General features: G+C 43.3%; 19 protein-coding genes and 1 pseudogene. 10 read left to right on the top strand and 10 right to left on the bottom strand.

Annotated features, from left to right (window positions below; translation table 11 throughout):
* Positions 1-90 precede the first annotated feature (90 nt).
* Positions 91-1,596 carry a PepSY-associated TM helix domain-containing protein gene (locus ACHEVO_RS04155; RefSeq protein ID WP_394124039.1) on the top strand — a complete coding sequence of 502 codons (1,506 nt, stop codon included), beginning with the start codon at positions 91-93 and terminating at the stop codon, positions 1,594-1,596.
* Between the two features lie 201 nt (positions 1,597-1,797).
* Here ACHEVO_RS04155 and ACHEVO_RS04150 read toward each other — a convergent pair whose 3' ends face one another.
* On the bottom strand, positions 1,798-3,579 hold the full coding sequence (locus tag ACHEVO_RS04150) for a multidrug ABC transporter permease/ATP-binding protein (protein ID WP_394124038.1): 1,782 nt from the start codon (positions 3,577-3,579) through the stop codon (positions 1,798-1,800).
* Positions 3,580-3,675: 96 nt separating this feature from the next.
* The gene (locus tag ACHEVO_RS04145; protein ID WP_394124037.1) at positions 3,676-5,985 is read right to left on the bottom strand and encodes a TonB-dependent receptor; all 2,310 of its coding nucleotides are present in this window, start codon (positions 5,983-5,985) and stop codon (positions 3,676-3,678) included.
* Between the two features lie 397 nt (positions 5,986-6,382).
* On the opposite strand from ACHEVO_RS04145, the gene ACHEVO_RS04140 reads away from it, so the two are divergent.
* From ACHEVO_RS04140 to ACHEVO_RS04125, 4 genes and pseudogenes are all read left to right on the top strand, one after another.
* Positions 6,383-7,699 carry a flavin-containing monooxygenase gene (locus ACHEVO_RS04140; protein ID WP_394124036.1) on the top strand — a complete coding sequence of 439 codons (1,317 nt, stop codon included), beginning with the start codon at positions 6,383-6,385 and terminating at the stop codon, positions 7,697-7,699.
* A complete protein-coding gene (locus ACHEVO_RS04135; RefSeq protein ID WP_394124035.1) occupies positions 7,696-8,583 on the top strand; it encodes a bile acid:sodium symporter family protein in 888 nt (295 codons plus the stop codon). Before ACHEVO_RS04140 ends, ACHEVO_RS04135 begins: the two co-directional genes overlap by 4 nt.
* Positions 8,576-9,541 (top strand): SDR family oxidoreductase, encoded by a 966-nt coding sequence (locus tag ACHEVO_RS04130; RefSeq protein ID WP_394124034.1) that lies wholly within the window; start codon positions 8,576-8,578, stop codon positions 9,539-9,541. Before ACHEVO_RS04135 ends, ACHEVO_RS04130 begins: the two co-directional genes overlap by 8 nt.
* A 14-nt stretch (positions 9,542-9,555) precedes the next feature.
* Positions 9,556-10,368: pseudogene (locus tag ACHEVO_RS04125) on the top strand (SDR family oxidoreductase).
* Between the two features lie 219 nt (positions 10,369-10,587).
* Here the strand turns inward: ACHEVO_RS04125 and ACHEVO_RS04120 are convergent.
* Complete coding sequence (locus ACHEVO_RS04120; protein ID WP_394124033.1) at positions 10,588-11,604, bottom strand: bile acid:sodium symporter family protein; 1,017 nt, start codon at positions 11,602-11,604, stop codon at positions 10,588-10,590.
* A gap of 387 nt (positions 11,605-11,991) precedes the next feature.
* On the opposite strand from ACHEVO_RS04120, the gene ACHEVO_RS04115 reads away from it, so the two are divergent.
* Positions 11,992-13,362, top strand: a complete 1,371-nt coding sequence (locus ACHEVO_RS04115; protein WP_394124032.1) for a phosphatase PAP2 family protein — start codon at positions 11,992-11,994, stop codon at positions 13,360-13,362.
* Between the two features lie 104 nt (positions 13,363-13,466).
* Complete coding sequence (locus ACHEVO_RS04110) at positions 13,467-14,114, top strand: glutathione S-transferase (protein WP_394124031.1); 648 nt, start codon at positions 13,467-13,469, stop codon at positions 14,112-14,114.
* Positions 14,115-14,161: 47 nt separating this feature from the next.
* Here ACHEVO_RS04110 and ACHEVO_RS04105 read toward each other — a convergent pair whose 3' ends face one another.
* Positions 14,162-14,461, bottom strand: coding sequence for a hypothetical protein (locus tag ACHEVO_RS04105; RefSeq protein WP_290179020.1), 300 nt, complete (start codon positions 14,459-14,461; stop codon positions 14,162-14,164).
* A gap of 646 nt (positions 14,462-15,107) precedes the next feature.
* On the opposite strand from ACHEVO_RS04105, the gene ACHEVO_RS04100 reads away from it, so the two are divergent.
* On the top strand, positions 15,108-15,935 hold the full coding sequence (locus ACHEVO_RS04100; protein ID WP_394124030.1) for a hypothetical protein: 828 nt from the start codon (positions 15,108-15,110) through the stop codon (positions 15,933-15,935).
* A 37-nt stretch (positions 15,936-15,972) separates the two neighbouring features.
* On the opposite strand, the gene ACHEVO_RS04095 is transcribed toward ACHEVO_RS04100, so the two are convergent.
* The 5 genes from ACHEVO_RS04095 to ACHEVO_RS04075 form a co-directional block, all read right to left on the bottom strand.
* Positions 15,973-16,968: a glycosyltransferase family 2 protein gene (locus ACHEVO_RS04095; RefSeq protein ID WP_394124029.1), complete on the bottom strand. Its 996-nt coding sequence runs from the start codon at positions 16,966-16,968 to the stop codon at positions 15,973-15,975.
* A gap of 46 nt (positions 16,969-17,014) precedes the next feature.
* A complete protein-coding gene (locus tag ACHEVO_RS04090) occupies positions 17,015-18,316 on the bottom strand; it encodes a hypothetical protein (protein WP_394124028.1) in 1,302 nt (433 codons plus the stop codon).
* Positions 18,316-19,629: a glycosyltransferase gene (locus ACHEVO_RS04085; protein ID WP_394124027.1), complete on the bottom strand. Its 1,314-nt coding sequence runs from the start codon at positions 19,627-19,629 to the stop codon at positions 18,316-18,318. Before ACHEVO_RS04085 ends, ACHEVO_RS04090 begins: the two co-directional genes overlap by 1 nt.
* A 175-nt stretch (positions 19,630-19,804) precedes the next feature.
* Entirely contained in the window at positions 19,805-21,316 is a 1,512-nt protein-coding gene (locus ACHEVO_RS04080) for a glycosyltransferase family 2 protein (protein WP_394124026.1), read from the bottom strand.
* Between the two features lie 491 nt (positions 21,317-21,807).
* Positions 21,808-22,683 carry a LysR substrate-binding domain-containing protein gene (locus ACHEVO_RS04075; protein WP_394124025.1) on the bottom strand — a complete coding sequence of 292 codons (876 nt, stop codon included), beginning with the start codon at positions 22,681-22,683 and terminating at the stop codon, positions 21,808-21,810.
* A 112-nt stretch (positions 22,684-22,795) separates the two neighbouring features.
* On the opposite strand from ACHEVO_RS04075, the gene ACHEVO_RS04070 reads away from it, so the two are divergent.
* Entirely contained in the window at positions 22,796-23,512 is a 717-nt protein-coding gene (locus tag ACHEVO_RS04070) for an SDR family oxidoreductase (RefSeq protein WP_394124024.1), read from the top strand.
* 126 nt (positions 23,513-23,638) lie between these two features.
* Complete coding sequence (locus ACHEVO_RS04065; RefSeq protein WP_394124023.1) at positions 23,639-24,517, top strand: DMT family transporter; 879 nt, start codon at positions 23,639-23,641, stop codon at positions 24,515-24,517.
* 225 nt (positions 24,518-24,742) lie between these two features.
* Here the strand turns inward: ACHEVO_RS04065 and ACHEVO_RS04060 are convergent, their stop codons facing one another.
* Positions 24,743-25,663, bottom strand: a complete 921-nt coding sequence (locus ACHEVO_RS04060) for a homocysteine S-methyltransferase family protein (protein ID WP_394124022.1) — start codon at positions 25,661-25,663, stop codon at positions 24,743-24,745.
* Positions 25,664-25,737 lie beyond the last annotated feature (74 nt).

The raw sequence follows: 25,737 nt of genomic DNA, 5'->3' as shown, positions 1-25,737 counted from the left end.
TTAAGATTGGTCTTGCAAGCAGATACATCACTATTATCGATAGGTTTACGTTGTTTATTGAGCAACCAAAGATTGTTTAAGGTCACATTTATGGACACACCCTCCAACCAATCCACCAACAACCAGCGCTATTTCACAGTGTGGCGTTGGCATTTTTATGCAGGCATTTTTGTTGCTCCCTTTTTAGTTGTTTTGGCGATAACGGCGCTCGGTATGCTGTTTATGTCCAACACAGTAGGACGTGACAACGACCGCTTAACGGTTGTCGTGCCAGAGTCTACGGTTCAAGCACCTGTCTCTACTCAAGCAAAAAACGCGCTGAGCACCTTGCCTGATAGCACGCTGATTAAATATATCGCCCCTCGTGATACCGATACGGTGGCTTTATTTCAGATAAAATCAGACGACCAAAGCAATATGGTGGCAGTCAACCCTTATACGGCTGATATCGTCCAAAGTGTGCCTACCAGTAGCGGTCTTTATAGTACGTTTAACGATATTCACAGTGATTTGCTGATTGGTAAAGTTGGTGATTACTTGTTAGAAACGGCGGCATCATTGACTATTTTGATGATTTTGTCTGGTTGGTATCTGTGGTGGCAAAAACGTAAATCAGTCAAAGCGATGTTGATACCTAATGGGAGGGCAACCAATAAGAAAAAACGCGCTTTTATCCGTACGATCCATGCGACATTGGGTAGTTGGATATCTGTGCTGCTACTGTTTTTCTGTATATCAGGCATGGCATGGGCAGGTGTATGGGGCGAAAGAGTGGTGCAAGCATGGAGCCAGTTTCCTGCGGGTAAGTGGGGCGTTGCGCCTGTTCCGGTATCGATTGACCACAGTCAACACGCTACGATGCAAGAGTCTACACTAGCGCCGCATGTACATGGTGCGGCAGCGTCTGAAGCGCATACTGAAGCACCCACGCATGGCAGTGCTCTAAACTCAAGCGACACCAAAGAAGTTCCTTGGGTACTTGAGTTGACACCAATGCCTGTATCAGGCACGACCAAGGGCAAAGATGGTATCGCCGCCAATATACCGATTATGATTGATACAGTGGATCGCTACGCTCGTGAAATCGGTTTTGAAGGGCGTTATCAATTGAATCTACCACAAGGTAGTACAGGCGTCTGGACCATTAGCCAAGATTCAATGAGCTATGATATGAAAAGTCCGACAGCAGATCGTACGGTACATATAGACCGTTATTCAGGTAATGTCTTAGCTGATATTCATTTTGATGATTACAATGCGTTTGGTAAATTCATGGCGGCTGGTATCGCGCTGCATATGGGCACGCTCGGATGGTGGAGCGTACTGGCTAATGTGCTGTTCTGCCTAGCGGTAATCGCTATTTGTGTCAGTGGCTATATCATGTGGTGGCAGCGTCGTCCTCGTCAGGCGAGTAATAACGTAGGATTAAACCCACCAGCTCGCGGCTTAAATGTTTCCGTCTGGTGGCCGCTTGCTATTCCTTTATTAATTGTGGCTATCATATTCCCGACTGCTATTATTGCGATTGTGGCTATCGCGCTATTAGACTTCTTTGTGATTTCTCGAGTTGGGTTTTTGCAGAAATGGTTAAAATAAGCGAATAGCAGAATACTGTTGTGCCTTATATAGTAAAAGAGCGCCTTATAGTAAGGCGCTCCTTTTTTTGCTTAAAAAATGCTGATTTTAAGAACGGATTATTTCAAAAAATGCTCAGATTAACTGCTACTTAGCTTAAAGTTGATCAAACGTTTTATGGGCTTGAAATAGCTCGGTCCATGCTAGTAGTTAACGCATTGCTTACTTAAGCATAGCAATGGCATCTTTACTGGCACGCTGTCGCTCTTCGGCATTTAGCTCAATGAGACGGCCTTCTTTCATTAGTAATAATCGATCAGCATGCTCAAAATAACCGTCATCATGACTGATGATAAACAGTGTCTTGCCCATGGCTTTTAGCTCAGGAATGAGCGTTTGGTAAAACACGCGACGAAAAGCAGGGTCTTGGTCGGCTGCCCACTCATCGAGCAGTAATATGTCTTTTTGTTCGGCGACAGCGATTAGCATGGCCAAGCGTTTTCTCTGACCTTGCGACAGCTTATCTGTAGAGAGTTTATGGTCAGACACACTTACTTTTTCTTGTAGATTGAGCTTATGCAGCCAGTCAGACACTAGGGCCGCATCAGGCTCATTGCCCTCATATCCAATCAGTTGCTTAAATAGATGTTGGTCGCTAAAAATCGCAGAAAATAGCTGTCTAAAATCGGCATTGTTCTCTGAATTAACGTTTTGTCCATCGACTTGTACCGTCCCTGTAGTGGGGGTGAAGATACCAGTAATGATTTTGGCAAGGGTGGATTTACCGCTACCATTCGCACCGATTAAGAAAACCACGTCACCTCGGCACAAGGTTAAATTGACGGACTTTAAGATATTATCGGAAGGGTTCTGATTGTTATCACTGTTATCGCTATTTTGAGCATTATCATTAACCGCTGTGTCTAGTGCATGACTACTACTACCTACATAGCGATAATTGATATTATTCAGAGTTATGGACTGCCAGTCCTGTGCAACAGTATCTGTCGCAAAGCTTGGCTGATGCTCGGCCAATTCTAAAGACTGTATCTTTTCTAGCGCAACTTGAGCGGTCTGCAATGTTGGGTAAGCGCCAACCGCATGTAGGAGCGGCGACTGCATAAACAAAATCGTCAAAGAAAAAGTAGTAGCAACTCCCATCGGAATATCGAGATAATTGGCCACTGCAAACACGATACCAATCGATGCGAACATCATAATATTGGACCAGTTCACCGCTGATAAATGAAAAGTATCAGACTTGGTTACGGTCTTCTCGTACGATTTGGCATGAGCCAAAAAATCATCTGTATACAGTTTTTCTGCTCGATGTTGATTAAGAGCTAGCTCTTTTCGACCTTCTATTATCGATTGATAATCCTGATATAACGCGTCATTAATCTCTCTTAATTCAGTCAAATGCTTATAGACATGCTTGACCAATATAGTACTTATCCAAATCGTCATCACAATCCAAAACATGACAATAAACAATAAAGGCAACGACAACCAGCCCAGATATAGCCCGACGCCAACAGACAAAATGATACCTTGTACCAGCTCTGGCATACGAACAAAAGCAACGGTAATTGATTGAATGTCTGAGGATAAGCTGGCAAGTAAGCGTGCACTACCCAAATGATCTACCTGAGGCACGGCGGTATCGATGATTTGTTTGACCAATTTGGTTCTAAGCTCATAGACAAATCGATGCCCCAATCGCGTCAATGCATATTGTGACAAAAATGTTGTCACTAACAGTAACAACACTAGCAGTGAAAACTGCCCCAAGCTAAGCCAAGATAAAGTGTCAAATACTGGCTGACTGATAAAGGTGTGATTGATATAGGCAATTATACCGACGCTGACAGCGGCATTGACCAGATTTAGCAGAATGACTTTGAGAAAAGGGAGACGATAATTCGCCCAAATCATATGATATAAAGAAGCGGTCGTATGAGAGGACACTGTGGTATGAGAAGACGCTGTGGTACGAGAAGACATAGTAACTCAGTAATAAAATAAATTTTTGATAGCAGAAAAGGGAGTAGGTCGCGCCTAATCCCTTTTATGGAAGCTAATAAAGCATACTAGTAAATCTTAAAAATCGAACGTTGCCGATATTTTTAAGGCCGTTGGTTCACCTGCATTTAGATAGCCTGAATCTGCATAACCGCCCACTGACTGCCAATAATCTTCACCTGTGACATTGGTCACCATACCTTTTAAAGTAACGTCTTGCCCTGCCAGCATAGTGCGATAGCGTGCACCAAGGTCTAAGGTAGTATAACCATCAACTTTTAAGGTATTGGCATTATCCGAATAACGAGAGCCTGTGTGGATAATATCACCCGTTAATGTCAGTCCTTCAACTGCGGCTAAATCATACTCTAGGTTGACATTGCTCTGTAAAGTAGGCACACCAATCACTCGATTGCCATCTAATGCACTATCACCAGTGTCTTTTTGCTTAGCACTTAAGTAAGTAACACCAGCATTGAGGCGCATATTTTCACCTGGGCTACCAAAGACAGTCAGCTCCACACCTTGATGACGATTTTCTCCAGCAGCAGTAAACGTATTTGAGTTGTTGATATAACCACGCGGTTCATCAGTTCGGAAGACAGCGAGACTACTGCCAATCATGCCATTGTCATATTTCACACCCAGTTCAGTTTGCTCACTCACGTACGGATCTAGATTTTGACCACCATTAGTGACAGCGCCATTATCGTTAGTTAGAGGCGCTCTTTTTCCTGGTGCTAGACTTTCGATATAATTACCATACACAGACCAGTCCATTGTTGGCTGATAAACGATACCGACACTTGGTGTCCATGCGCTTTCATCATAACTACCAGTTTCTGCTTGTGTATTAGCATCATAGCTGGTGGTTTTTAAGTTCTGATGACGCACGCCTACCGTAGTTTTTAGCTTATCGTCGAACAGTGAGATCGTGTCTGCTAACGCAAAGCTTTGAAACTGCTTTTTGTTGGTTAGTTTTGGATCGTCTAAGTTACCACCGAAGATTGCTGTGCTTGTAAAAGGGACCTCAGCGTAGTCGGTAGAATGGTACAAATTAGTCGCGGGTTGATTACCAAAGTCAAAAGCGTAAGCGCCTTTTTCCTCTTGATCATAAAGATCGGCGGCTAGTACCCAATTGTGATCAATCTTACCTGTTTGCCATTTACCACGCAGACCGAGCTCGGCGCTTTGTACTTTATCTTCTCGAGTATTGTCAAAGCGATAAACTGTACCCGCACCATCAACGTTGTTGACAGTTAAAGTGGCTAGTGAGTTTTCTTCCTCGCCATTTCGCACACCATAAGCACCATAAGCGGTAATATTGTCATTAAAGTCATATTCTCCTCGAATCGTACCAAAGACATCCTCCTCGTTTGAATAACTCCAAGGCTGCGCCCAATTTTTTGAGCCGTCTGGAGCATTTGGCACACTAGACACCCCACCAAGATTGACACTAGGACGAGTCTCTGACAGCTTATTGTCTTGCCAGCCTAAATCTGCTGATAGGCGATACTGATCCCCTCTATAGTCCAAACCAAGAGCAGCCAAACCCAAGGTCGATGATTCATCGTCGATAGCACTGTCACCATCTTGATAAGCAGCATTAAAACGAACGCCAATAGCATCATCGCTACCAAAGCGATCACTGACATCTACCGCGACCTTACCTTGGTCGCCTTGACCATAGCCAATCGTTAGCTGACGTAGTGGCTCGTTACCAGCACGTTTCGGTAATAAGTTAATCGTACCACCTGCGTTACCGCCACTGGGTGCTGCGCCATTTAACATCGCTGAGGCACCGCGCTGGACTTCCACCCGTTCAAACAATTCAGTTGCGATATATTGTCTAGGTAAGATGCCGTATAGACCATTGTACATGGTGTCATCTGATGTGGTGATAAAGCCACGCATGAAGTAGGCTTCTTGAAAGTTACCAAAACCTCTTGCCACACGAACAGTAGGATCTTTTTTGAGTAGATCGCCCACACTTTGCGCTTGCTGATTGGCGATATATTCATTGGTATATGAGGTGGTAGAGAACGGCGTGTCCATGATGTCTTGGTTGCCCAAGAGTCCAACGCGGCTGCCTGTTGCCACCTGGCCACCTTCATATGCGCTAGGTAACCCATCTGCTGACGCATCAGCACTACTGGTTACGACGATAGTATCAAGTACCACATTAGGGGTGGTTTGAGCATCTGCATCATTTACTATTGCCCATGCCGAGTGACTTGTGGTTAGTATAATGACTGAACATAGAGATTTTAGAGGTAGCGATTTCGTTGATACTAGGCGTGAAGGTATGGACGCTAATCGTAGAGAAGCGCCAAACACATTCAGAGAATTAAGACGAAACAAAGCAGCAGATAAGCGAGACAGTTGCATGAATATTTCCAGCATGTAATTTAAATGGTTATTATAATGATAATCATTTCTATTACAATGAATTACTGAATCAATTTTAAATATACTATGTTTGAGCAAGGTACGGCTATCGCTTGATAAGGTGCTAATAACATCGTCTATAAATAGGACTATAGTCTTATATTTGGGAGAAGATTAGGCTGTATAGAGCGAGCAAAAAAGAAGTATAAAGCAGAGGATGGGTTTACCTATTATAAGTAGTCTATATGGACAATTTATTCATTTGAGCCAGTTCATGTATCAATGTATGCTATTGTTTTATCAGGGGCATGGAGTACGCTGGTATCGCCCACCAGAGGTGCAGTCAAACGGAATTGACTGATTTATATAATTTAAATGGATTTTCAAGGTGGCGCTTATGTACGCAGTAATTGGGGCAGGTCCAATGGGGCTCGCTGCAGCCCGAAATTTGCAAAAACTCAATATTCCTTTTGTCGGCTTTGAGCTACATACAGATGTAGGGGGGCTATGGGATATCGACAATCCGCACAGTACCATGTATGAAAGTGCCCATTTGATTTCGTCCAAACGTATGACGGAGTTCAAAGAGTTTCCTATGAGTGACTCAGTCGCGGCGTATCCTCATCATACCCAGCTCCGTCAGTACTTCCGCGATTTTTCAGATACGTTCAATCTAAAATCACACTATGAATTCTCAACGCGCGTGGTCAGCATGGTGCCTGAAGGGGACGGCTGGCGCTTAGTCAGTGAGTGTAATGGTCAAAAGCAATCGCGACTGTTTGATGGTGTGCTCATGGCAAGTGGTACTTTGCACACCCCCAATATCCCAAGTTTGCCAGGTACGTTTGCAGGCACGTTGATGCATTCTTCTGAATATCGTAGCCCGTCAGCGTTTAATGACAAACGTGTGTTGATCGTTGGCTGCGGTAACTCGGGCGCTGATATCGCTGTTGATGCGGTACATCATGCCAAATCAGTCGATATCAGTCTGCGCCGCGGCTATTACTTTCTGCCCAAATTTATCAAGGGTCAGCCGATTGACACACTAGGCGGAAAACTAAAATTACCGCGTCCAGTTAAGCAGCGCATGGATGCGGCGATGATTCGTATGGTCATCGGTAAACCTTCTGATTATGGATTGCCAAACCCAAACTATCGCATGTACGAATCACATCCTGTGGTCAATTCATTGGTATTACATCATTTGGGTCATGGCGATATTAAGGCGCGTCGTGATATTCGCCGCATCGATGGTCATACGGTGACTTTTAGCGATGGTGAAAGTCATGATTATGATATGATTCTGATGGCGACTGGGTATTTACTAGATTATCCATTTATTGAGCGTGCGCAGCTTAATTGGCCTGCCAATCATGACGCTCCCCAGCTTTATATGAATGTCTTTCATCCTGAGCATGATAATTTATTTATGATGGGTATGGTTGAGGCAGCAGGACTAGGTTGGGAAGGTCGAAATCAACAAGCGAGGCTTGTCGCACTATATATTCAGCAGCGTCAGAAAAATACAGCAGCCGTTAAACAGTTCAATAAAGTGAAACGCAAGCGTGCTGGCAAAACGCTCAATGGTGGCTATGATTATATTAAGCTTGCGCGTATGGCATATTACGTGAACAAAGATGAATACTTAGAGACGCTGTCCAAGCATATCGCTGAGCTCGAAACAGAGCAGCCTGTATTGGCATCAGAAGTATGATAGCGGCAGTGGCGTTTGAGCCACGAAGCTTGATTCTGCTTAATCTGATCTTGGCACTGATGATGTTCGGCGTGTCATTGAGCTTACGCCTCGAAGATTTTAAGCGTGTCGTTTTATCTCCTATTGCGCCGATAGCAGGTCTGTTCGCTCAGTTCTTTCTACTGCCCCTAGCCACGTGTCTGTTTACGTGGGCGTTGAATATCGATCCTGAGTTGGCGTTAGGAATGATTTTGGTCGCGTCTTGCCCAGGTGGTACTTTTTCTAACATTATGACTTGGCTAGCACGCGGTAATGTTGCGGTGTCAGTCAGTATGACAGCGGTATCCAGTCTCGCTGCGGCTATATTAACGCCAGTCAATTTTGCCTTTTATGGTTGGCTCAACCCATACACGCGTGAGTATCTGACAAAGATAACGATTGAGCCTAGCAGTATTCTGATACTGGTTCTATTAGTGTTAGCGTTACCTTTAGTGCTAGGGATGGTAACAGGGCGACGCTTACCTGATCTGGTCGTACGTATCCAAAAGCCATTACGTATTTTCTCCCTACTCGTGCTGATGGCTTTTGTGGCAATCGCTTTTTCTAGCAATTTTGCGCTATTTTTAGAGCGTTTTCATAGCTTCTTTTGGCTGGTCGTTGGCCATAATTTCTTGGCGCTTTCTTTAGGTTATGGCATGGGGCTGATGCTCAAGTTGCCAGTCGCTGATCGGCGCGCGGTGACTCTAGAAGTAGGAGTACAAAATTCAGGGCTAGGGCTGGTTATTTTATTTACTTTTTTTCCAGAGGCAGGCGGCATGATGCTGATCACGGCGTTCTGGGGCGTATGGCATTTGGTGTCAGGACTGACACTTTCACAAATTTGGGCACGGATACCCTATGAATAAAAGCGCAATGAATAAACGCATAGTGAATAAACGTATATTAATCACTGGTGCCGCAGGTTACATCGGCCATCAGTTAGGCAATCGTCTGGCTGCTCATTATCATGTAGTCGGTACAGATATTCGTAAGCGTGATGATCTAGACTTTCCAATTCACGTATTAGATGTGCGTGATGAGGGTTTGGCAACGCTACTAAAAGAAGAGGGCATCACTCATGTCGTGCATCTCGCCTCTATCTTACAAGCGTCAAAAGATCGTGCTCGTGACTATGATATCGATGTCAATGGCACGCGCAACGTACTTGATTGCTGCATTAAAGCAGATGTCGCACATATAACGCTCACCAGCTCGGGTGCTGCCTACGGTTATCACGCTGACAACCCTCAATGGATTGATGAGCAAGATGCACTACGCGGCAACCCTGAGTTCGCTTACTCGGATCACAAAAGACAAGTCGAGGAAATGCTTGCAGATTTTCGCGAGCAGCATCCAAAATTACAGCAGCTGATCTTTCGACCTGGCACCGTACTAGGCGCTGATACGCGCAATCAAATTACCAGTCTGTTTATGGCGCCGCGTGTGCTTGCGCTCAAAGGCAGTGAGTCACCCTTTGTGTTTATTTGGGATCAAGACGTGGTCGGCGCTATGGAAATAGGTATTCGCGAGGATAAAACTGGCATCTACAACATGGCAGGCGATGGCGCACTGACGATGAAGGATATCGCAAACCGACTTAACAAACCGTTATTGACCCTGCCAGTGGGTTTGGTTAAAGCTGTTTTACAAGTGGCAAAATGGAGCGGTAAGCCAACAGGGCCAGAGCAGGTTAATTTTTTGCGTTATCGCCCAGTACTGAGTAACAGGCGACTCAAAGAAGAGTTTGGTTACTCTTTGGCAAAAACGTCTGCCGAAACCTTCGAGTACTTCATCGAATGTAATGGATTGCGTAAATCCAAATAGGGAGATAATCATCAATGCTATCAATGCCACCAATATCATCAATAAATGTTACTTTAATCACTGGTACTGCATCAGGACTTGGTTGGGCAATGGCACAGCACTGGTATGCTGCTGGACATCACTTAGTACTCGCTGATATAGATGAGCAAGCGCTGATCGCCCGCGCTCGTGAGTTAGAGGACTCTGCTAGAGTCATGACAGTCGTCACTGATATCACTCAAGTTAATGATATTGCTGCGCTTATTGAGCAAGTTAGCGAGCGCTTTGGCCGTCTTGACCTATTGGTGAACAATGCTGGGATTACCCATCGATCACCAGCGCATCAGACTAATCCTGCGGTGTTCCGCAAAATCATGGCGGTAGATTGGCAAGGAGCAGTGGAGCTGACTATGGCTGCGCTACCGATGCTAAGAGAATCTAAAGGTCAAATTATCTGTATCGGCTCAATGGCTGGCTAGATGCCCGTTCCTGGACGGGCAGCGTATTGTGCGGCAAAGGGTGCGCTGACCCAGTTCTTTGAAGTATTGCGCTTGGAGCTAGAGTCTGAGGGTATACATATCCTTATGGTCTATCCCAGCTTTCTTGATACACCTATCGAGAACCACGCGCTCGGCCGTGATGGCAGTATCGCAAAGCATCCACGCTCAATGGTCGGTAATATGCGTAGTGCTGAGTGGATGGCCGAACAGATCGATCAAGGTTTGCAGCGGCGCAAACGTTGGATATTGCCGGACCCTCTCGCGCGCTTTGGCAGTTTACTGTGGCGTATTGCGCCAGCTTTATACTTGCGTCAGGTGCGTAAACGTTTTGGAAATGAGTTACGGTAGACTACGTTAAGTGAGAACCTAGAAGAGAGGCTAGTAGTTCACGCAAATTATCGATAGTGCTATGTTAAAAATACTATGCTCGAGAGCGCTATATTAGAAGGTGTTTTATTAGAAAATACTATGCTAGAAACAATAATCTAGCATAGTATTTTAACTCATAGCGTTTTACCTTTATGAGCTAGTTCAATATCACCTAGTTCAATATTACCTTTATTGGTACTAATGATTGCTAATTGGTTTGCCAAGCTCTACGGTCTCTTCAATCTTGATGACGGTAGGATTTTTCGCTTCCTGACGCTTATCCCACCAAGCGAAGATATTGGCCAATATAGAGCCAGAAACAGAGTGCCAAATACAAGCAACGGCGGCAGCGATGGCGGACTCTGCATTACCAGGGAAAAATTTCGTGCTTAAGCCAGTGGCCAGACCTGCATTTTGTACGCCAACCTCAATAGATATGGTGCGTTTTTTGGGTTTGCTCATACCAAATAAGGCACCTGAGTAGTAGCCCAATACATAACCGACGATATTGTGTACCGCAATGGCCAAGATAACGACTAGCCCTGACTGCAAGAACTGATCACCAAATACAGCGGCAACGCCACCGACGATAGCGGCGAAAGCTAATACAGCTAGGCCTGGCATCACCGCACGTACATCATTAAACCAGTGTTTGTTTTGAAATAGTATGTTTAACATAGAGCCGATAGCGACTGGCAACAATGTCACTAATAGCATAAAGCGGAACATACCCCAGCCATCCATTTCTACAGACTGACCAACCAAATAATTGAGCCAAAGTGGCGTCACTAACGGTGCAATGATGGTCGATACGGTGGTCATACCTACCGAAAACGCCACATCACCTTTGGCAAGGTAGCTCATAATGTTTGAAGACACACCACCAGGACAAGTACCAACCAATACTAGACCCAGTGTCAACCCAGGTGATAAATCAAACAATTTAGCCACGCTAATCGCTAAAATCGGCATAATGGTATATTGGATAATTGAACCGATAAAAATATCAAGCGGGCGCTGGGCCAACACTTTATAGTCTTCTTTACCTAGTGTCATACCCATTGCGAGCATAATGACACCCAGAACGATGACTTGGGTATCACCTGTCACCCAAGAAAAAGTCGCAGGCTCTATAAATGTCACTGCGGCCGCTAAAATAATAACCAATGCCGTAAATCGACTCAACTGCTGACTTATCATCCTCAAAAACTGCATTTCTCAAATCCTTCTAAGTCCGGAAAATAGTCAAGTATAAATTCAAAACCACTGTATTTCCAATGGGTTTGGGCAGTTTTTAGCCAACAATAAGTTGCTATTATGACAACTTTAACTATGATTATATTGCCAAAGTTTTTGAAATATTTATTCAATAGTCAAATGAGGTACTAGGTGTTGCAAACTCCATCAAATTTAAATCGATTCAAACACCTAGGTCTTGCGTTATCGATATTTTATTTGCTTTATAATTTGACGACTGTTTATAGCGTATCTTTATATACACTATACCCATCGCAAATTTATAATTTCGCCACACCGTTTGATAAATTTGTTCCTTTCATTCCAGCTATGATTGTTCCTTATAGCTGGTCGTTGATTTTATTTATGGCTAGTTTTTTCTTAGTAAGGACGTCTACGCAATTATCCTTATTGACTTACCGCTTGATTCTGACGACCATTTTTGCCTGTTTGATTTTCTATCTCTATCCCGCTCGTTTCTCATTCAATCGATCGATACCTGATGATTGGACGCAGTTTGGCTATCAGTTTTTGCAGTTGGTGGACAAGCCATTTAATCAATTGCCATCATTGCATGTCAGTTATGCCATATTGCTTGGTTTGTCGTTATGGGATGTTGTAGCGTCTAAAAAGAGATGGATTTTAGCGGCTTATCGACTGTTGCTGACTGGCATATGTACATTGATTGCCCTGTCGACAGTGTTGACGTATCAACACCATTTGCTAGATATGTTTGGCGGGGTAGTGTTGGCAGTTTCGGTGCTTATGATCTCAAATCGAATTCGTAATGCACTGGTAATCAAGCATCTGACACTGGGAGTAATAGGATTATTATTGATAGCGATAGCAGGGTTTTACTTTGCTAATATGACTGTGATGGCGTTTAAATCTATAGAAACCTTAGCTATTATTATTGCTTCATATTGGTTGATCAGTTTTACGATGTTGGCTTGTGCCTATCAACAGGTCAAGCCAATACGGGATATACGCTGGTTTCAAAAATCCAGTAGCGGTCGACTCACGGTACATACTTGGATTAAGTTTGCGCCAATCATTATTATTTATAATGGCATGTCACTTTTAGGGCAGTGGTATTTTAAAGTTTTCTCCAAAAATCAAAAGTATCCACTCACGCCGTATGCTATTAATGACAAGGTCAAAGTTGTTGCTTCACCTCGATTAATGCAGACGGATCTAAGTAGTCATTTAACGTATTGGTTGTTTGGCTCCAGCTCATTAGAATGGTCAAGTCCGTTAGAAAGTAATCGGCCTGCATTTCGCTATCAGATTATCGTTGTTGATTTGGCCGCTGAGATATCTAGCCACACCCATAATCTTGAAATAGCCGCTAACGGCATTATGAATACGACAGTTCATTATTTGTATTTGCCTTTGTTGGATTTGCAGCCATTAAATGACGTATTGCTTGAAGACTATATTGATTTATTTAAACAAATTGACGATTTAATACGATCAGCTGAGACACAGGCATTTGTCACCAATAATAAAGATAAAGTAGAGGATAGCCTCATCACACTTATCAATTTCCATTGCGTAATGGGTCTGTCGCGTAGCATCGGTGTACAGGTTTTATATTTATTATATTGTGGTACGCTAACTGTCTATAACTATCAATCGTGGATTGAGCAGCATTATCCGCACGCGCACCTGAAAGATGCTTATCTGCCAAAGTCGTTAGTAGAAACTATAGCTAATTATGAATCTGTCACCTATTAAACAGCGTCTTAATAACTATCGATGTCAGTAGGTTTGCGTCTGCTAATTCTTCTTTGTTTGCTTTGTACCTATTGCTTAATTCCTATTCAACTATGGAGGAATCTATGAACACTTCGTTGCCTCGCTTGTACTCTTTTCGTCGCTGTCCTTATGCTATGCGTGCTCGTCTCGGTCTAATATTCGCCGAGTTGCCAGTAGAGCTACGGGAAATCACGTTAAAGAATAAGCCAGATCAGATGCTAGCGATTAGTCCAAAAGGCACGGTGCCAGTTTTACAGTTAGCGGATGGGACCGTCATTGAAGAGAGTGCAGAGATCATGATGTGGGCGCTTGAGCAAAACGATCCTCAGGGACTGCTAGATGGAAAGATTTCATCCCAAGCTAATGTACTGATAGCACAAAATGACAATGAGTTTAAGCAGTGGCTCGATCGCTACAAATATGCCGATCGTCACCCTGAGATGACTCAAATAGAATATAGACAAAAAGGTGAAATTTTTTTGCAGGATTTAGAAGCGTTATTGACTAAGAATACGTATCTACTAGGTAATAACGTGACGGTTGCTGATATTGGTATCATGCCGTTTGTTCGCCAGTTTGCCCATGTAGATCGTGATGTCTTTTATAGTTTGCCTTATCCCAAGCTACAGCTGTGGCTACAACACTGGTTGGAACACCCATTATTTGTACAAGCCATGACTAAGTTTCAGCCATGGCAGGAAGACGATGAGGTAGTGGTGTTCCCTGCTTAATATAGTTGGTTCTATATAAGCTGTATAGGGTATCGGTCTTGCTTGGTCTATCTCGATTTCACAACGACCACTTTTTGTGCTGGATGTTTGTCTTTAACGACGATTACTTTTTTGGCTTTAGGTTTCGCTTTCGCTACGACAACTTGCTTGGCCTTAGGTTTTGCTTTAACCATGACCACTTGTTTCGCTTTGGGCTTTGCTTTAACGACGACCGCTTGTTTTGTTTGATGTTTGTCTTTGACCACGACAACTTGTTGGGCCGCATTCGCTGGACCGATCATAGCAAAACAAGTAGATACAGCCAATAGTGAGCTGATAGCGATTTTTTTCATGTTGAAGTTTTTCATAGTAAGGTCCTTTTAGGCTAATTATAAGTAAGCGTGTTTATTTAATGGTTGAAGGTATCTGAATTGAACGTCGTTCTATTGAATAAGTAGATAATAGCGAGTTATAGCGTTACGTACTTTTATGAAAGTTAAAGAAAGGTGACTTTTTCTAGTCGATACTGAACCATTAATACAATCTTAGGAGCTTTTTGCTAAGGGTCGGAAGACTAGCAACACTCTAGAGATGATACTTACTGAAGATCAACCTATGTTTCCTTACTGATTAATTGTGAGATAAATGGAAGATGTTGTTACGGCAATGAGCTGAGATAGATAGCTGATGATATAACATCTACTAAATAAAAGAATCGTCATCTAGGAATGACTCAATTAGAGTATCAGTGATATAGAAAGGTTTTCTATATGATTTAGAAGAAGTGCCAACGAATAGTACTTATCTACTATGAAATGTTGCGACTATCTCATTCTGGTAGGTCAGAAAATTGAAATAATGGCAAAATATGATTTTTGAGTTGAATAAGTAAGAAGTGGCAGACTTTTATTAAGATAAGGCTTTATCCGAGTATAATAGAGGTAAAGCTTTTTCTATAAAAATCGCTAATAATGCTAAAGTAGCAATCAAAAATTTACATTAACTAAGGTTGCTATGTCTAATAAAGAGTTCAATACAAAAAAACCAACACTTAAACAGAGTATCGCGCTGTCAGAGAATAGCAAATATACATTTGATAATATAAGCACAGCGCAATCTGCTTTCTTAACACTACCAGTTGTTATACAGACTGCACTAGAGCAAGCTAAGCGAGTTGTTCTGATTGCAAATAATCCTGCCGTGACCACGGCGCAGCTTGAGATGCTATTACAGCCCAATGATGTCTTAGTGTTATTTAATCACTTTATTCATGATGATTTTTTTGCTAGCCATCAGTTAGCTAATTCACTACCTAAGCTGTTGTTTTTTCGTCAGATTGGTGACAGTAAGTTGCATTTTGGCCTACCGCCTAGAAGCAATCATATATCAGTGATGGAGCAAATGGCAGAGACCGCCTCTCTAGGGATATTGACGAGCAACCAGCCTTATCAGTTTCCAACATTAGCTGATGACCCAAGCCCCAATGATGATCCTATCACTGCTCAACGTATCTTAGATATTCCTTCGAACATGCAAAAACTATGGTCAAGCCCTATCTACCACAGTGTGCTATCAGAGCATCACAAAGTCGTTACTGACTATCCATACTTTACCGATATTCATTCGTCAGCACCTTCATCAGGTTTTCTGTTATATCGGCTGATGCTGGCAGCTCGAGCATATTTACACCATATTCAAAACACGAAACTACCGTTAGAGATAGTAATGATCGGTTTCAATGACAATGATAAAACTGCTCATTTTTGGCATGGGCATAACTGGGTTTTTGAACGTCAGGAAATGAGTCGACCACCTACAGGAGTGACTATTCATCGATACTAGAATATTGATTAGCTAAGTTTTCGTTAGCTAGAAATAGTTAAACGTAAGGAGCGTCTGGGCAACGAGCGCGCTTTATCTCGTTATCGTTAGGCTCTCGTTGTATAGCTATCGGTAACGACTGTTCCTCTGTCCAATCAATCAGTTCCATACCGGAAAATTGTGACAACCATCCTGCCATGGGCCAACAGTGCCATTTTTGATAGAAGCGATTGGCATTGACAATGATACTGTCTAAATGGTTGAGTGGTGGCCGGTAGACACTATGCTGCTGATGATAAGCGATATCAGCAGTAAGGTAAAAATCGATACCTAATCGACGTGCTGTAAAAGCAAAATCGGTATCCTCTGCGCCATAACCTGTATATTGGGTGTCGAAACCGCCAATTTTATCAAAGGTCTGTCGCTTGATAGCGAAGCACAGGCTCCAAAATGCACCATAATCATCAGTCTGCTTGATAGCTGTTTGCTCTGTTTCAGTAGGATATGAGTCAGCTTCATCAAAATTATAACGATAAGGGTTATAGACAGATAGCTCGTCTAAAACAGAGAAAGGCAGCTGATTAATTTTTAATTGTGCATTTTCTTCTACTGATAATGGTCGCGTTAGATAGCGCGGTTGACCCATCAAAAGCGCATTAGGATATTGCAGAAGCTTCTTATACATTTGCTCAATAAACGCAGGCGCTACGATACAATCAACATCCAAAAAAATCAGCATATCGTGAGTTGCCTGCAACGCTCCAAGATTGCGATTATGTCCGATGTCAAACTCTGTAGTTGTAGTATCGCTACCATCATTTACAGCTGATTTAACCGTAGTCGGTAACTTCACGATATTCAATGAAAATCCAGCTAACCGATTGGGATCGGCGTCGTCGTTGACAATAATGACTTCGGCTGGCTTTACACTACTATTTTCTAGACTGCTCAGTAGGTTGTAGAGATGACGATTACGACCATAGCAAGTCGTAATGACGGTCATCGGTACAGAATCAGAAGTCGTACTAGCGTTACTCGTTGGCTGAATGGTCATTGCTTATCCTTACCTCACTATCGTGATGCCAGTTATTTTTAATCAGTCAGTATTTAATTGTTGATTCGGGTGTTAAGTTGAGTCGAGGGAGTAACCAGTTTTCAAACCAACGCTTAGTAGTAGGATAATCAGTGGTGCTATGCATAAACGCTTGAGCAGCTGTTAGCGTAGTTGCGTTGGTTTCCTCGCCGCTATCTTCCTCAAAGTTATTCTTTTCAATGCTATCGACCGAGGTAGTGAGGTGTGGTTTGCTTCGGCCATGAATGGTTTGGGCAATAGATTCAGATTGACCATCATTGACGCTCATTAAGGTTTTAAACTGCTGCCAATTTAGCGCTTTGTTTTGAGCGACTAACGCTTCAGCCATGACGGCCTGTTCATTATGCGGCCTGTCATCAGGCACTACTATGAGCGGCGTATCGTAATGATACGCTTGCGCAACAGCGTTTAGGCCACAGGCCATCATCAAATAATCGCTATGACAAATAAATGGTATGACGTCATCTACCTCAGCTGAGATATCGACATAACATCGTTTGTCATCGTCTATAGGCCCGAGAGAGACAATTAATGCATCGGGTAGCAGTGAGCGTAAATCTGGTAATTTTTCGTCAATCGCTTTATGTCCACCGTAGCCTTTAATGACGGTGATAATAGGTGTTGTAGCTCCGGAATTGTATGTTAATTGAGCCTTGATAGATGGTAGGTTTGTAGATTTAAGATCAGAAGTTTCGCCACCTACGCTTAATTTTTCCAAAATATCTATAAAGCTCTCATAAGTGTATGACTCGGTTTTTTGAGAGTAGATAAAGTCAAGATAGAGCGTTTTATCACAGACCCATTCGGATGTCTGGGCAGACTCTAACGCTTTAGGATAAGGCGCTAGTAAGGCAAGCGCGCCAACGAAAGCACCCAAATGTGGCGCATCGTCGCGAATACCCGGAAGCCTAACGTAAAGGTAAGGAATACTTGCCGCACGGCAGAGCATGGCCACCTCGACGCTGACATCGATAATCATCAGATCGATCTTATGTTGAAAGATAGTATCTAGTATTTGGTGACTGCGTTTTTGGATATCGGTATTGCCTACGGGCGAGTAGTGTAGGCTGGCTGGTTGCCAATATTCTCCCGCACGACCTGCTAATATGTCATCGGGTCGTTCATCTTCTGCATTCAAACGCACGATTTGTTGTTCATTAATAGCGGTAAAACGATAGCTATCTATATCTAAGCTTGTAAATACCGTTAATTGCGATCTTACGTTATTAGGTAGCAATGCAGCCAGTTTGTCTGCCTGTCGGCAATGTCCTGAGCCGTGATGATGAGCATAATATCCAATACGCATCATTATGATCCCTCAGAAAAGCTAACAAGATTATTCTCAGTTTCAACTGGTGCTTGAATGGCTTGATTAAAAAATTGCAAGGAGTCTTTTGTTAAATCAGACAGCTCATAGCTGTTGATACCGTTAATACTATTGATATAGCTTTCTGAATTGTCTTCTATCAACACCGTTCTATTTTTTAACGCTGCTCGGTACAGTTCCAGATAGCCGTCTACCATGGCTGACACTGAACAAAACTGTAAGGCGCGGTCACGGCAGGCTTGGCGTGATAGGTTTTTAATCGTAGCAAAGCCATTGATAAAGGCGGCTTTGTCTTTTTTAGGTACGATGACTCCTGTCTCTGGAGTAATAATTTCGGCACTGGCTCCAGCATCGAAACCAATGACTGGTGTGCCACATGCCAAACTCTCAGCTAAGGTCAATCCGTATGGCTCATCCCAAGTGCTGGTAAATAGCATGGCAGTTGCTTGGCACAAGTAATTATTAATCTCGTCCTTGGTGACATGACCCACATAACTGAATAGTTTGTCATCGCCACTCTTACTGTCTTTAAATAGTAAAGGGGCTACTTTTTGATTAAAGTAGTCTTCGTTGCTTTTAGGTCCTGCTATGATAAGTTTTTTCCCAGCTTCCATACAGTACCGCATGGCTAAATGAGTGCCTTTCTCAGGGCAGATGCGTCCATACCAGAAATACACCTCGTAATCGCTACCATTAGTATTGCCAAGCGATTCTGTATTGGCAATAAAGGATTCGACATCAATGCCGTTATACACCACTTGTGAAGGGACAAACTCGGCGAATAACTGCTGTTGGTGCTTACTAATCGCTGTAAATTGAGTGGTTGTACCAGAGCGCAGTGTTAAAAGCGCCAAACGTAACTGTGGAAAAATAGGCGTATGAAAAGTGGTAAAAAACCTTTCGCCAAACGCTTGGCCTGTCATCATCGGAATGTGATGCAGACTATGGTTATGTACGATATCAATCTCACCACGCTCATCACGTTCGATAATATCTCGTAAGGCTATCTGATAGGTGAGATATTGGTACATCTCTTCACGGCCCATGGCGACCGTTTCATGCTCATTATCATAGACCATCTTATTAAACTCATGACGAGTCAATAAAGGCACCAACGTTGCTTTCGTCTCGCTATCTTTATGAGCGTAAAGCAATACCTCATGACCTTGCGCCACTAGCTCATCACAAATCAATTGGGTAATCATTTCTAGACCACCCGCGTAAGGTTGGGCAATGGGATACAGTGAATGCGCAATAATGGCAATACGTAGCGGTGAATTCGAAGACCTAATCATGTTTTTAAGACCTTTATAGTTATAAGCATCATGGCTATAAGCGTTATGGTTAGTAGAATGGTATATAGGGGACCTAGTATAGAAACGATAAAAGACAATAGAATGACCTTGGTTCAAAATTGGCTTATATAAATCGCAAATTTTTACGAATCGCTATCTTTATAAGCACTGATTGTTATGAATCGATGGTTTTTTTATCTTTAAATAAAGACGTCGCATAAGATGTCGTGATAGTCGTCTTCTTTTCATGGGCTACTTTTAAAGTCTGTCTCAGAACCCTACTCATACTTGGTATATCTGCTCGAGCATCAGAGAAATTATCCATTGCTACCTTGGCTGCGCTTAGTTTAAGAATACAAACTGCCGCTGCACATATAAATAGTACTGGTGAGTAGAGCGGTGAAAACGGTGCTACGACTAGGGCTGTAATGATATTTAGCACCAACAGCAGTTTTGGTAACGCCGCTATATTCTTAAGAAATAATGACTGACGACTTTGGATATAGTTTTGTTTTGGCGTACAGACAAAAGGTTTCTCTCGTCCCCATAGCACCGGAAGCCATGATAAGGCACCAATCTCCCAAAAGTTTAAATGCATCAACCATGCACGTATTTTTCTACCAAAACGTGGCTGATGGTCGTCATCTATTTGTTTATTAAGAGGCGACTGATCACGGCAATATGCCCACAACCGTCTAAGGATAAAAAATGCATAGCCTGCATAAACCAGATATAGAGGGGTAAGCATCGACACGTTAGCGTTATTTACCAGAAGCATATCAACCATCACCAATAATGAGAAGATATGCAAAAGGATAAAGAGTCCTGTGAAATTTACCCAAGCACTTAATTGAGACAGATGAGCGCGTATATATGCTAGACGTTCACTTATACTTTTCGATTGCGAGACATACTGAACTGGAGAGTTGTAGGAAACTGACAGGTAATCCGTGAGCACTTGCATATTGCCGTAGATCCAACGTCGACGTTGACATATTAGGTCATCTAGTGTGTTAGGCAGTAAACCCGTGGCAATAACTTCTGGCACAAATTGACTGCGAAAACCTTGTCGATGCATAAGCACGCCCATCTGAGCATCTTCAGTGATAGAAGCGCCTGACCAACCTCCTATGCTCAAAAGGTCTGAGCGTCGAATGACTGCGTAAGTACCCGTTGATAAGGCGCGATTACGATTAAAAGGGCGGTACAGATGATGATTAAAATAGTGATTCAACTCGCTATGCGCATCCAGCTGACCTTCATTACGATAAAACTGCGGAAACTGAAGTAGGGTATGCTCAGGATATTGGGCGATAGCCTGTATAATAGAGGCTCTCGCATGTGGTAATGCTTGGTAATCACTATCGACCACCACAATGTGACTACAGTCTGGACTCATTAACCCAAGTGCCAAGTTCAAAGCGCCCGCTTTGAATCCTTCGACACGATCGATGTGATAAAAATGGACATTCAAATCAGCGTTTAAGCTCTGGCAAAATGCTGCCAACGGCTCATATAACGACGTCTCTTTATTATTGTTATCGATAATCAAAATCTCATCGTGTACTTCTTTTACTGCTAATAACGATTTTATCGTGGCAATAACCAACTCTGGAGGCTCAGCTCGCGTCATCAATTGAAAACTGAGTGCTGCGCTAGTCAAAGCTTCTTGTGTGTTAGCAGTCATGTCTGGTCCTTAGGCATATACAACAAGTTAAAATTTATATAAAGAAGAGTATGCTTATAGGTAATGTAAGTACTTGTATCCTCAGTCATTTAATGAATACCAATGCATACTAATACAAAATTAAGTAATGATTTAGCCGATAATTGTTTGTGATAAATTAACTGTGTAAGTTGTACGTAATGTGACATAAAAACTTAGTATTTTAATCACGTAAAAATAGGGCGTTTTTTGATTGAGAAGGGGGTAGGTAACTGTTTTTTATTTTTGAGTTAGGGTAGTTAGTAAAAGGATAAAACGAGGAAAAAAGACGAGGAGAGAAAAGTAGAGAGGTCTGAATCAATATATTGAAGCACGACTGTAATTGGATAGAAAAGCACGACTAAAATCGTAGTTAGTTTCAGAAGCTAACTACGTTAATAAGTTTGAGATTAGATTATTTATATTGACGTTTAACTTAATGCTTAGCTAGCCCTGACTAAATCAAGTCAGTGCTAAGCCAGTGCTAAATGAGTGATACACCAGTTCCAGACAGCGTCGACAGTTGGTGATGATGACGAACTCTTTTTGCGAACAAGATAATAATCTGGATCGACTGTTAGCGTTGACTCACTCACTTGCACCAATCTCCCTGCATTCAAATCCGCTTGTACAAAAGCCTGACAAGCAATCGCAACGCCTTGACCCGCTAGCGCTGCATCTAAAGCCAAAGCGGTTTGATTAAATACAGCGCCGGGCAGCTTACCTGTAGTACCAAAAAATCGTGGCCAATGATGATGTGAGTCATGGAGCAATGGCATCTCTTGTAGCGCTTCAAGTGATATAGGCAGTTCTCTATTGGCCATCAAGTGGGGGCTGGCTACAGCTACAAGCGTTTGTTTAAACAGTAGCTGAGTATCAAATGCCGCAGGGAATGGTGGGCGCGTCAGGCGTACCGCGATATCTACCTGATCACGGTCAAAGTTTGCAACGGACTCGGTCGCTACAGTACGCAACTCGACATCAGGGACCGCAGCAGTCAAAGCAGATAAGCGCGGCAATAATAGCTTAGTGGCAAAAGTCGGCGTCACGCTGATAGTGACAGTCTTAGGGTCTCTGAGTAGCTGAGCTGTTGCTTTATCCAAAATCTTAAAAGCGCGAGTGACTTCTGCAAAGTAAACAGAACCTTGGCTGGTGAGCGCTACGCCTCTTGGTAGTCTTTGAAACAAAGGAAAGCCGATATGCTCCTCTAGCATTCTTACTTGCTGAGCGACCGCGCCTTGTGTCACAAACAGCTCATCAGCCGCCACCCGAAAATTAAGATGACGCCCAGCAGCCTCAAATGCGCGTAAGGCATTGAGCGGTGGCAATGTACGATGGCTATTTGACACTTTGTTTTCCTAGACGATAGATTTTCTACAGTCTAGCATCTTTTATTATGATGTTAGGAATTTGATTTTATTGGTTATGATAGATAAAACGATAACTAATGGGGAAAGACAGATGAATAATACGACAACGACAAAAAAAGTAGCGCTTATCACCGCAGGTGGATCAGGCATGGGTGCTGCCGCTGCTCGCAAACTTGCAGCAGATGGTTATCATGTCGCTATTTTATCTTCCTCTGGCAAAGGTGAAGCATTGGCAAAGGAGCTCGGCGGCATTGGTGTTACTGGCTCCAACCTTATTAATGAAGATTTACAACGTTTGGTTGATTTGGCGATGCAACAGTGGGGACGTATTGATGCCCTTGTGAACTCTGCAGGTCATGGCCCGCGTGCACCTATCTTAGACATCAGTGATGAGGATTGGCATAAAGGGCTAAAGGTTTATTTTCTTAGTGCGGTACGTGCAATTCGTTTGGTCACGCCCATCATGGTGGCACAGGGTAGCGGTGCTATCGTCAATATATCTACCTCTTGGGTAACGCAGCCGACTGCGCTTTTTCCCACGTCAACGGCTTTTCGTGCCAGCCTTGGCGCTTTTACCAAGATATTCTCTGACGATTATGCGGCAAAAGGTATACGCATTAACAATGTCTTACCCGGCTGGATTGATAGCTTGCCTGAAGTCGATGAGCGCCGTGAGAGTGTGCCGATGGGACGTTATGGCACCTCTGAAGAGATCGCCTCAACGATTGCTTTTTTATTATCCGAAGCTGCTGGATATATCACTGGTCAGAATATACGGGTTGATGGTGGCGTCATTCGCTCTGTGTAACGGGTCAGTCAGTACAAGACTATTGATACAAGATAGTTAATACCAGACTGTTAATACAAGCAATAAAACACTATCGACGCTAGCTGTTTGAAAAAAGCAGCTCATCTATTTATTAAGGCCAATGTTATGTTTCGAGCATATACTGCACTGGTACTCCTCGGTGTCATCTGGGGGTCGAATTTTATTTTTATGAAATGGGCGACGGCTCTAATCAGCCCCTCACAAACCGTATTTTTACGCCTGCTATTTGGGTTCTTGCCATTGGTTGCCGTTGCTTGGCACAGTAAAGTGATTACTCGAGCGCAGTTAAAGCATTTGCCACACTTTATAGTGATGTCAGTGCTCGCAACGTCTTTTTACTATTATGGATTTGTCGCAGGTACGGCGCTATTGCCCAGTAGTATCGCAGGTCTATTAAGTGGTTCAATCCCTATATTTACCTTTTTGGGCGCGGCGCTGTTCTTACCTGATGAGCGTCCGACCAAGCAAATGGTGATTGGACTTGCGCTAGGATTTGCTGGTATCGCATTAAGTGCGCGACCATGGCAAGGTGCTACTGGTGTCTCTCTCGTTGGCGTTTTGTGGATGTTGGCAGGGTCTCTGAGTGTGGGTGCATCTTTTGTATATGCGCGGCGCTATCTGTCTCCTCTGAGGTTGCCGCCACTAGCATTGGCCACTTGGCAAGTGGGGTTGGCTGTCATAACGCTTTCGATACTCATCGATTTCGATGGTATAACCCAGCTGACGACAGATATTAGGGCAATGTGGGGAACGATACTTGGTCTGGGTGCTTTGGGTACTGGCGCTGCTTTTTTGATTTATTATTTTATTATTGAGACGTTAGGTTCAGTGCGGGCTGCTGGTGCTACTTATATTGCTCCAGTCGTTGCTGTCATCATTGGCGCGTTAATTGGCGAGGACATCACCAGCTTAGAAATTATAGCGTTGGTACTGATTTTAAGTGGGGTCCTACTGATACAAACGGGTAGACAGACTTCAGGGTAGCGGGAAAGAGGGTAGACTGTTAAGAATACAATACGCGTACTTATAACAAGCTAGTCGATAATTTCATTCAAGCCTGTAGCTGCTACTGAATTTTTCGATACGCTTACAGCCCTAGCTCCATGACCAGAAACATGCCGACCATCAAACAACATTCGATGGTCGTCAGCATGATGAACTCAATATTTTAATTATCTTACATTTTTCTATATTCAGATCAGCCTATGTCTAGGCAGTAGCAGTAAAATGTTGGCTTAATTCTTGAATATGTTCAGGACCAATACCGCAGCAGCCGCCGATTAATGAAGCACCTTGTGCTTGCCACTTTTGTGCCCAGAGCAGATAGGCAGGCGGAGTCAAATCATCACGTACTTCATTAAGCGTATCATTTGCGGCGGCATTTTTTGGTTGTGGCGGGAAGGCATTGGCATAAGCGCCAAGTTTGATATGCTGCGCTTGTTTTGCTTGCAGTACAGTTTGTGCGACATCTAATGCTTGCTCGATGACATCAGGTTGGCAGCAGTTAAAGAGTATCGCCTCGACATCGAGAGCAGCCATCGTTGCCACGGCTTCCTCGACGGTTTCTCCTGAACGCAGACGTGGTACATCGATATCCATACTGTCTTCTAAAGTAAAAGCTACCCATAGCGGTTTATTGTCCGTATCTAACGTACTAAGTAGCTCACGAACAGCGATAGACTCGGCGATTAGACTCTGAGTTTCAGCGAGCCAAAAATCGACATACGGATTTAGACCTTTGATCAGTGGGGTGGCGATATCTTCTACGTGGTCAGCATCAAACAAGTCTGCACGGTAGGAGCCAAACAGTGGCGGGATAGAGCCAGCTACTTTGGTTGCTGCGCCTTCCAGCGTCACTGCTGCACGTGCCATTTCACCTGACGCTGCTGCCAAATCTTGTGCTTGCGCCGCAAAACGCTCCTCGCCGATATGAAAGGGTACTAGCGCGTAACTGTTGGTCGTAATGACTGCCGCGCCGCTTTGGATAAAAGCGCGATGCACGTCACGGACGATCTCTGGCGCTTCTATCATTGCCAGTGCTGACCATTCAGGTTGACGAAACGGTGCACCGCGCTTCGCCAATTCTCGTCCCATGCCACCATCAATAATTGTGGTTGTGTTTATTGGCATAACGAATCCTTCTTTATTGTGAGTAGACGAACCTGTAGAGGTGTTATTGTTAAAAATAGAATTATTTAAAGGAG

Origin of the sequence: Psychrobacter nivimaris, assembly GCF_043419765.1 — a bacterium.
Taxonomy (GTDB): domain Bacteria; phylum Pseudomonadota; class Gammaproteobacteria; order Pseudomonadales; family Moraxellaceae; genus Psychrobacter.
The sequence above is the reverse complement of the archived record's forward strand: the minus strand, read 5'-3'. Positions and strand labels throughout refer to the sequence as shown.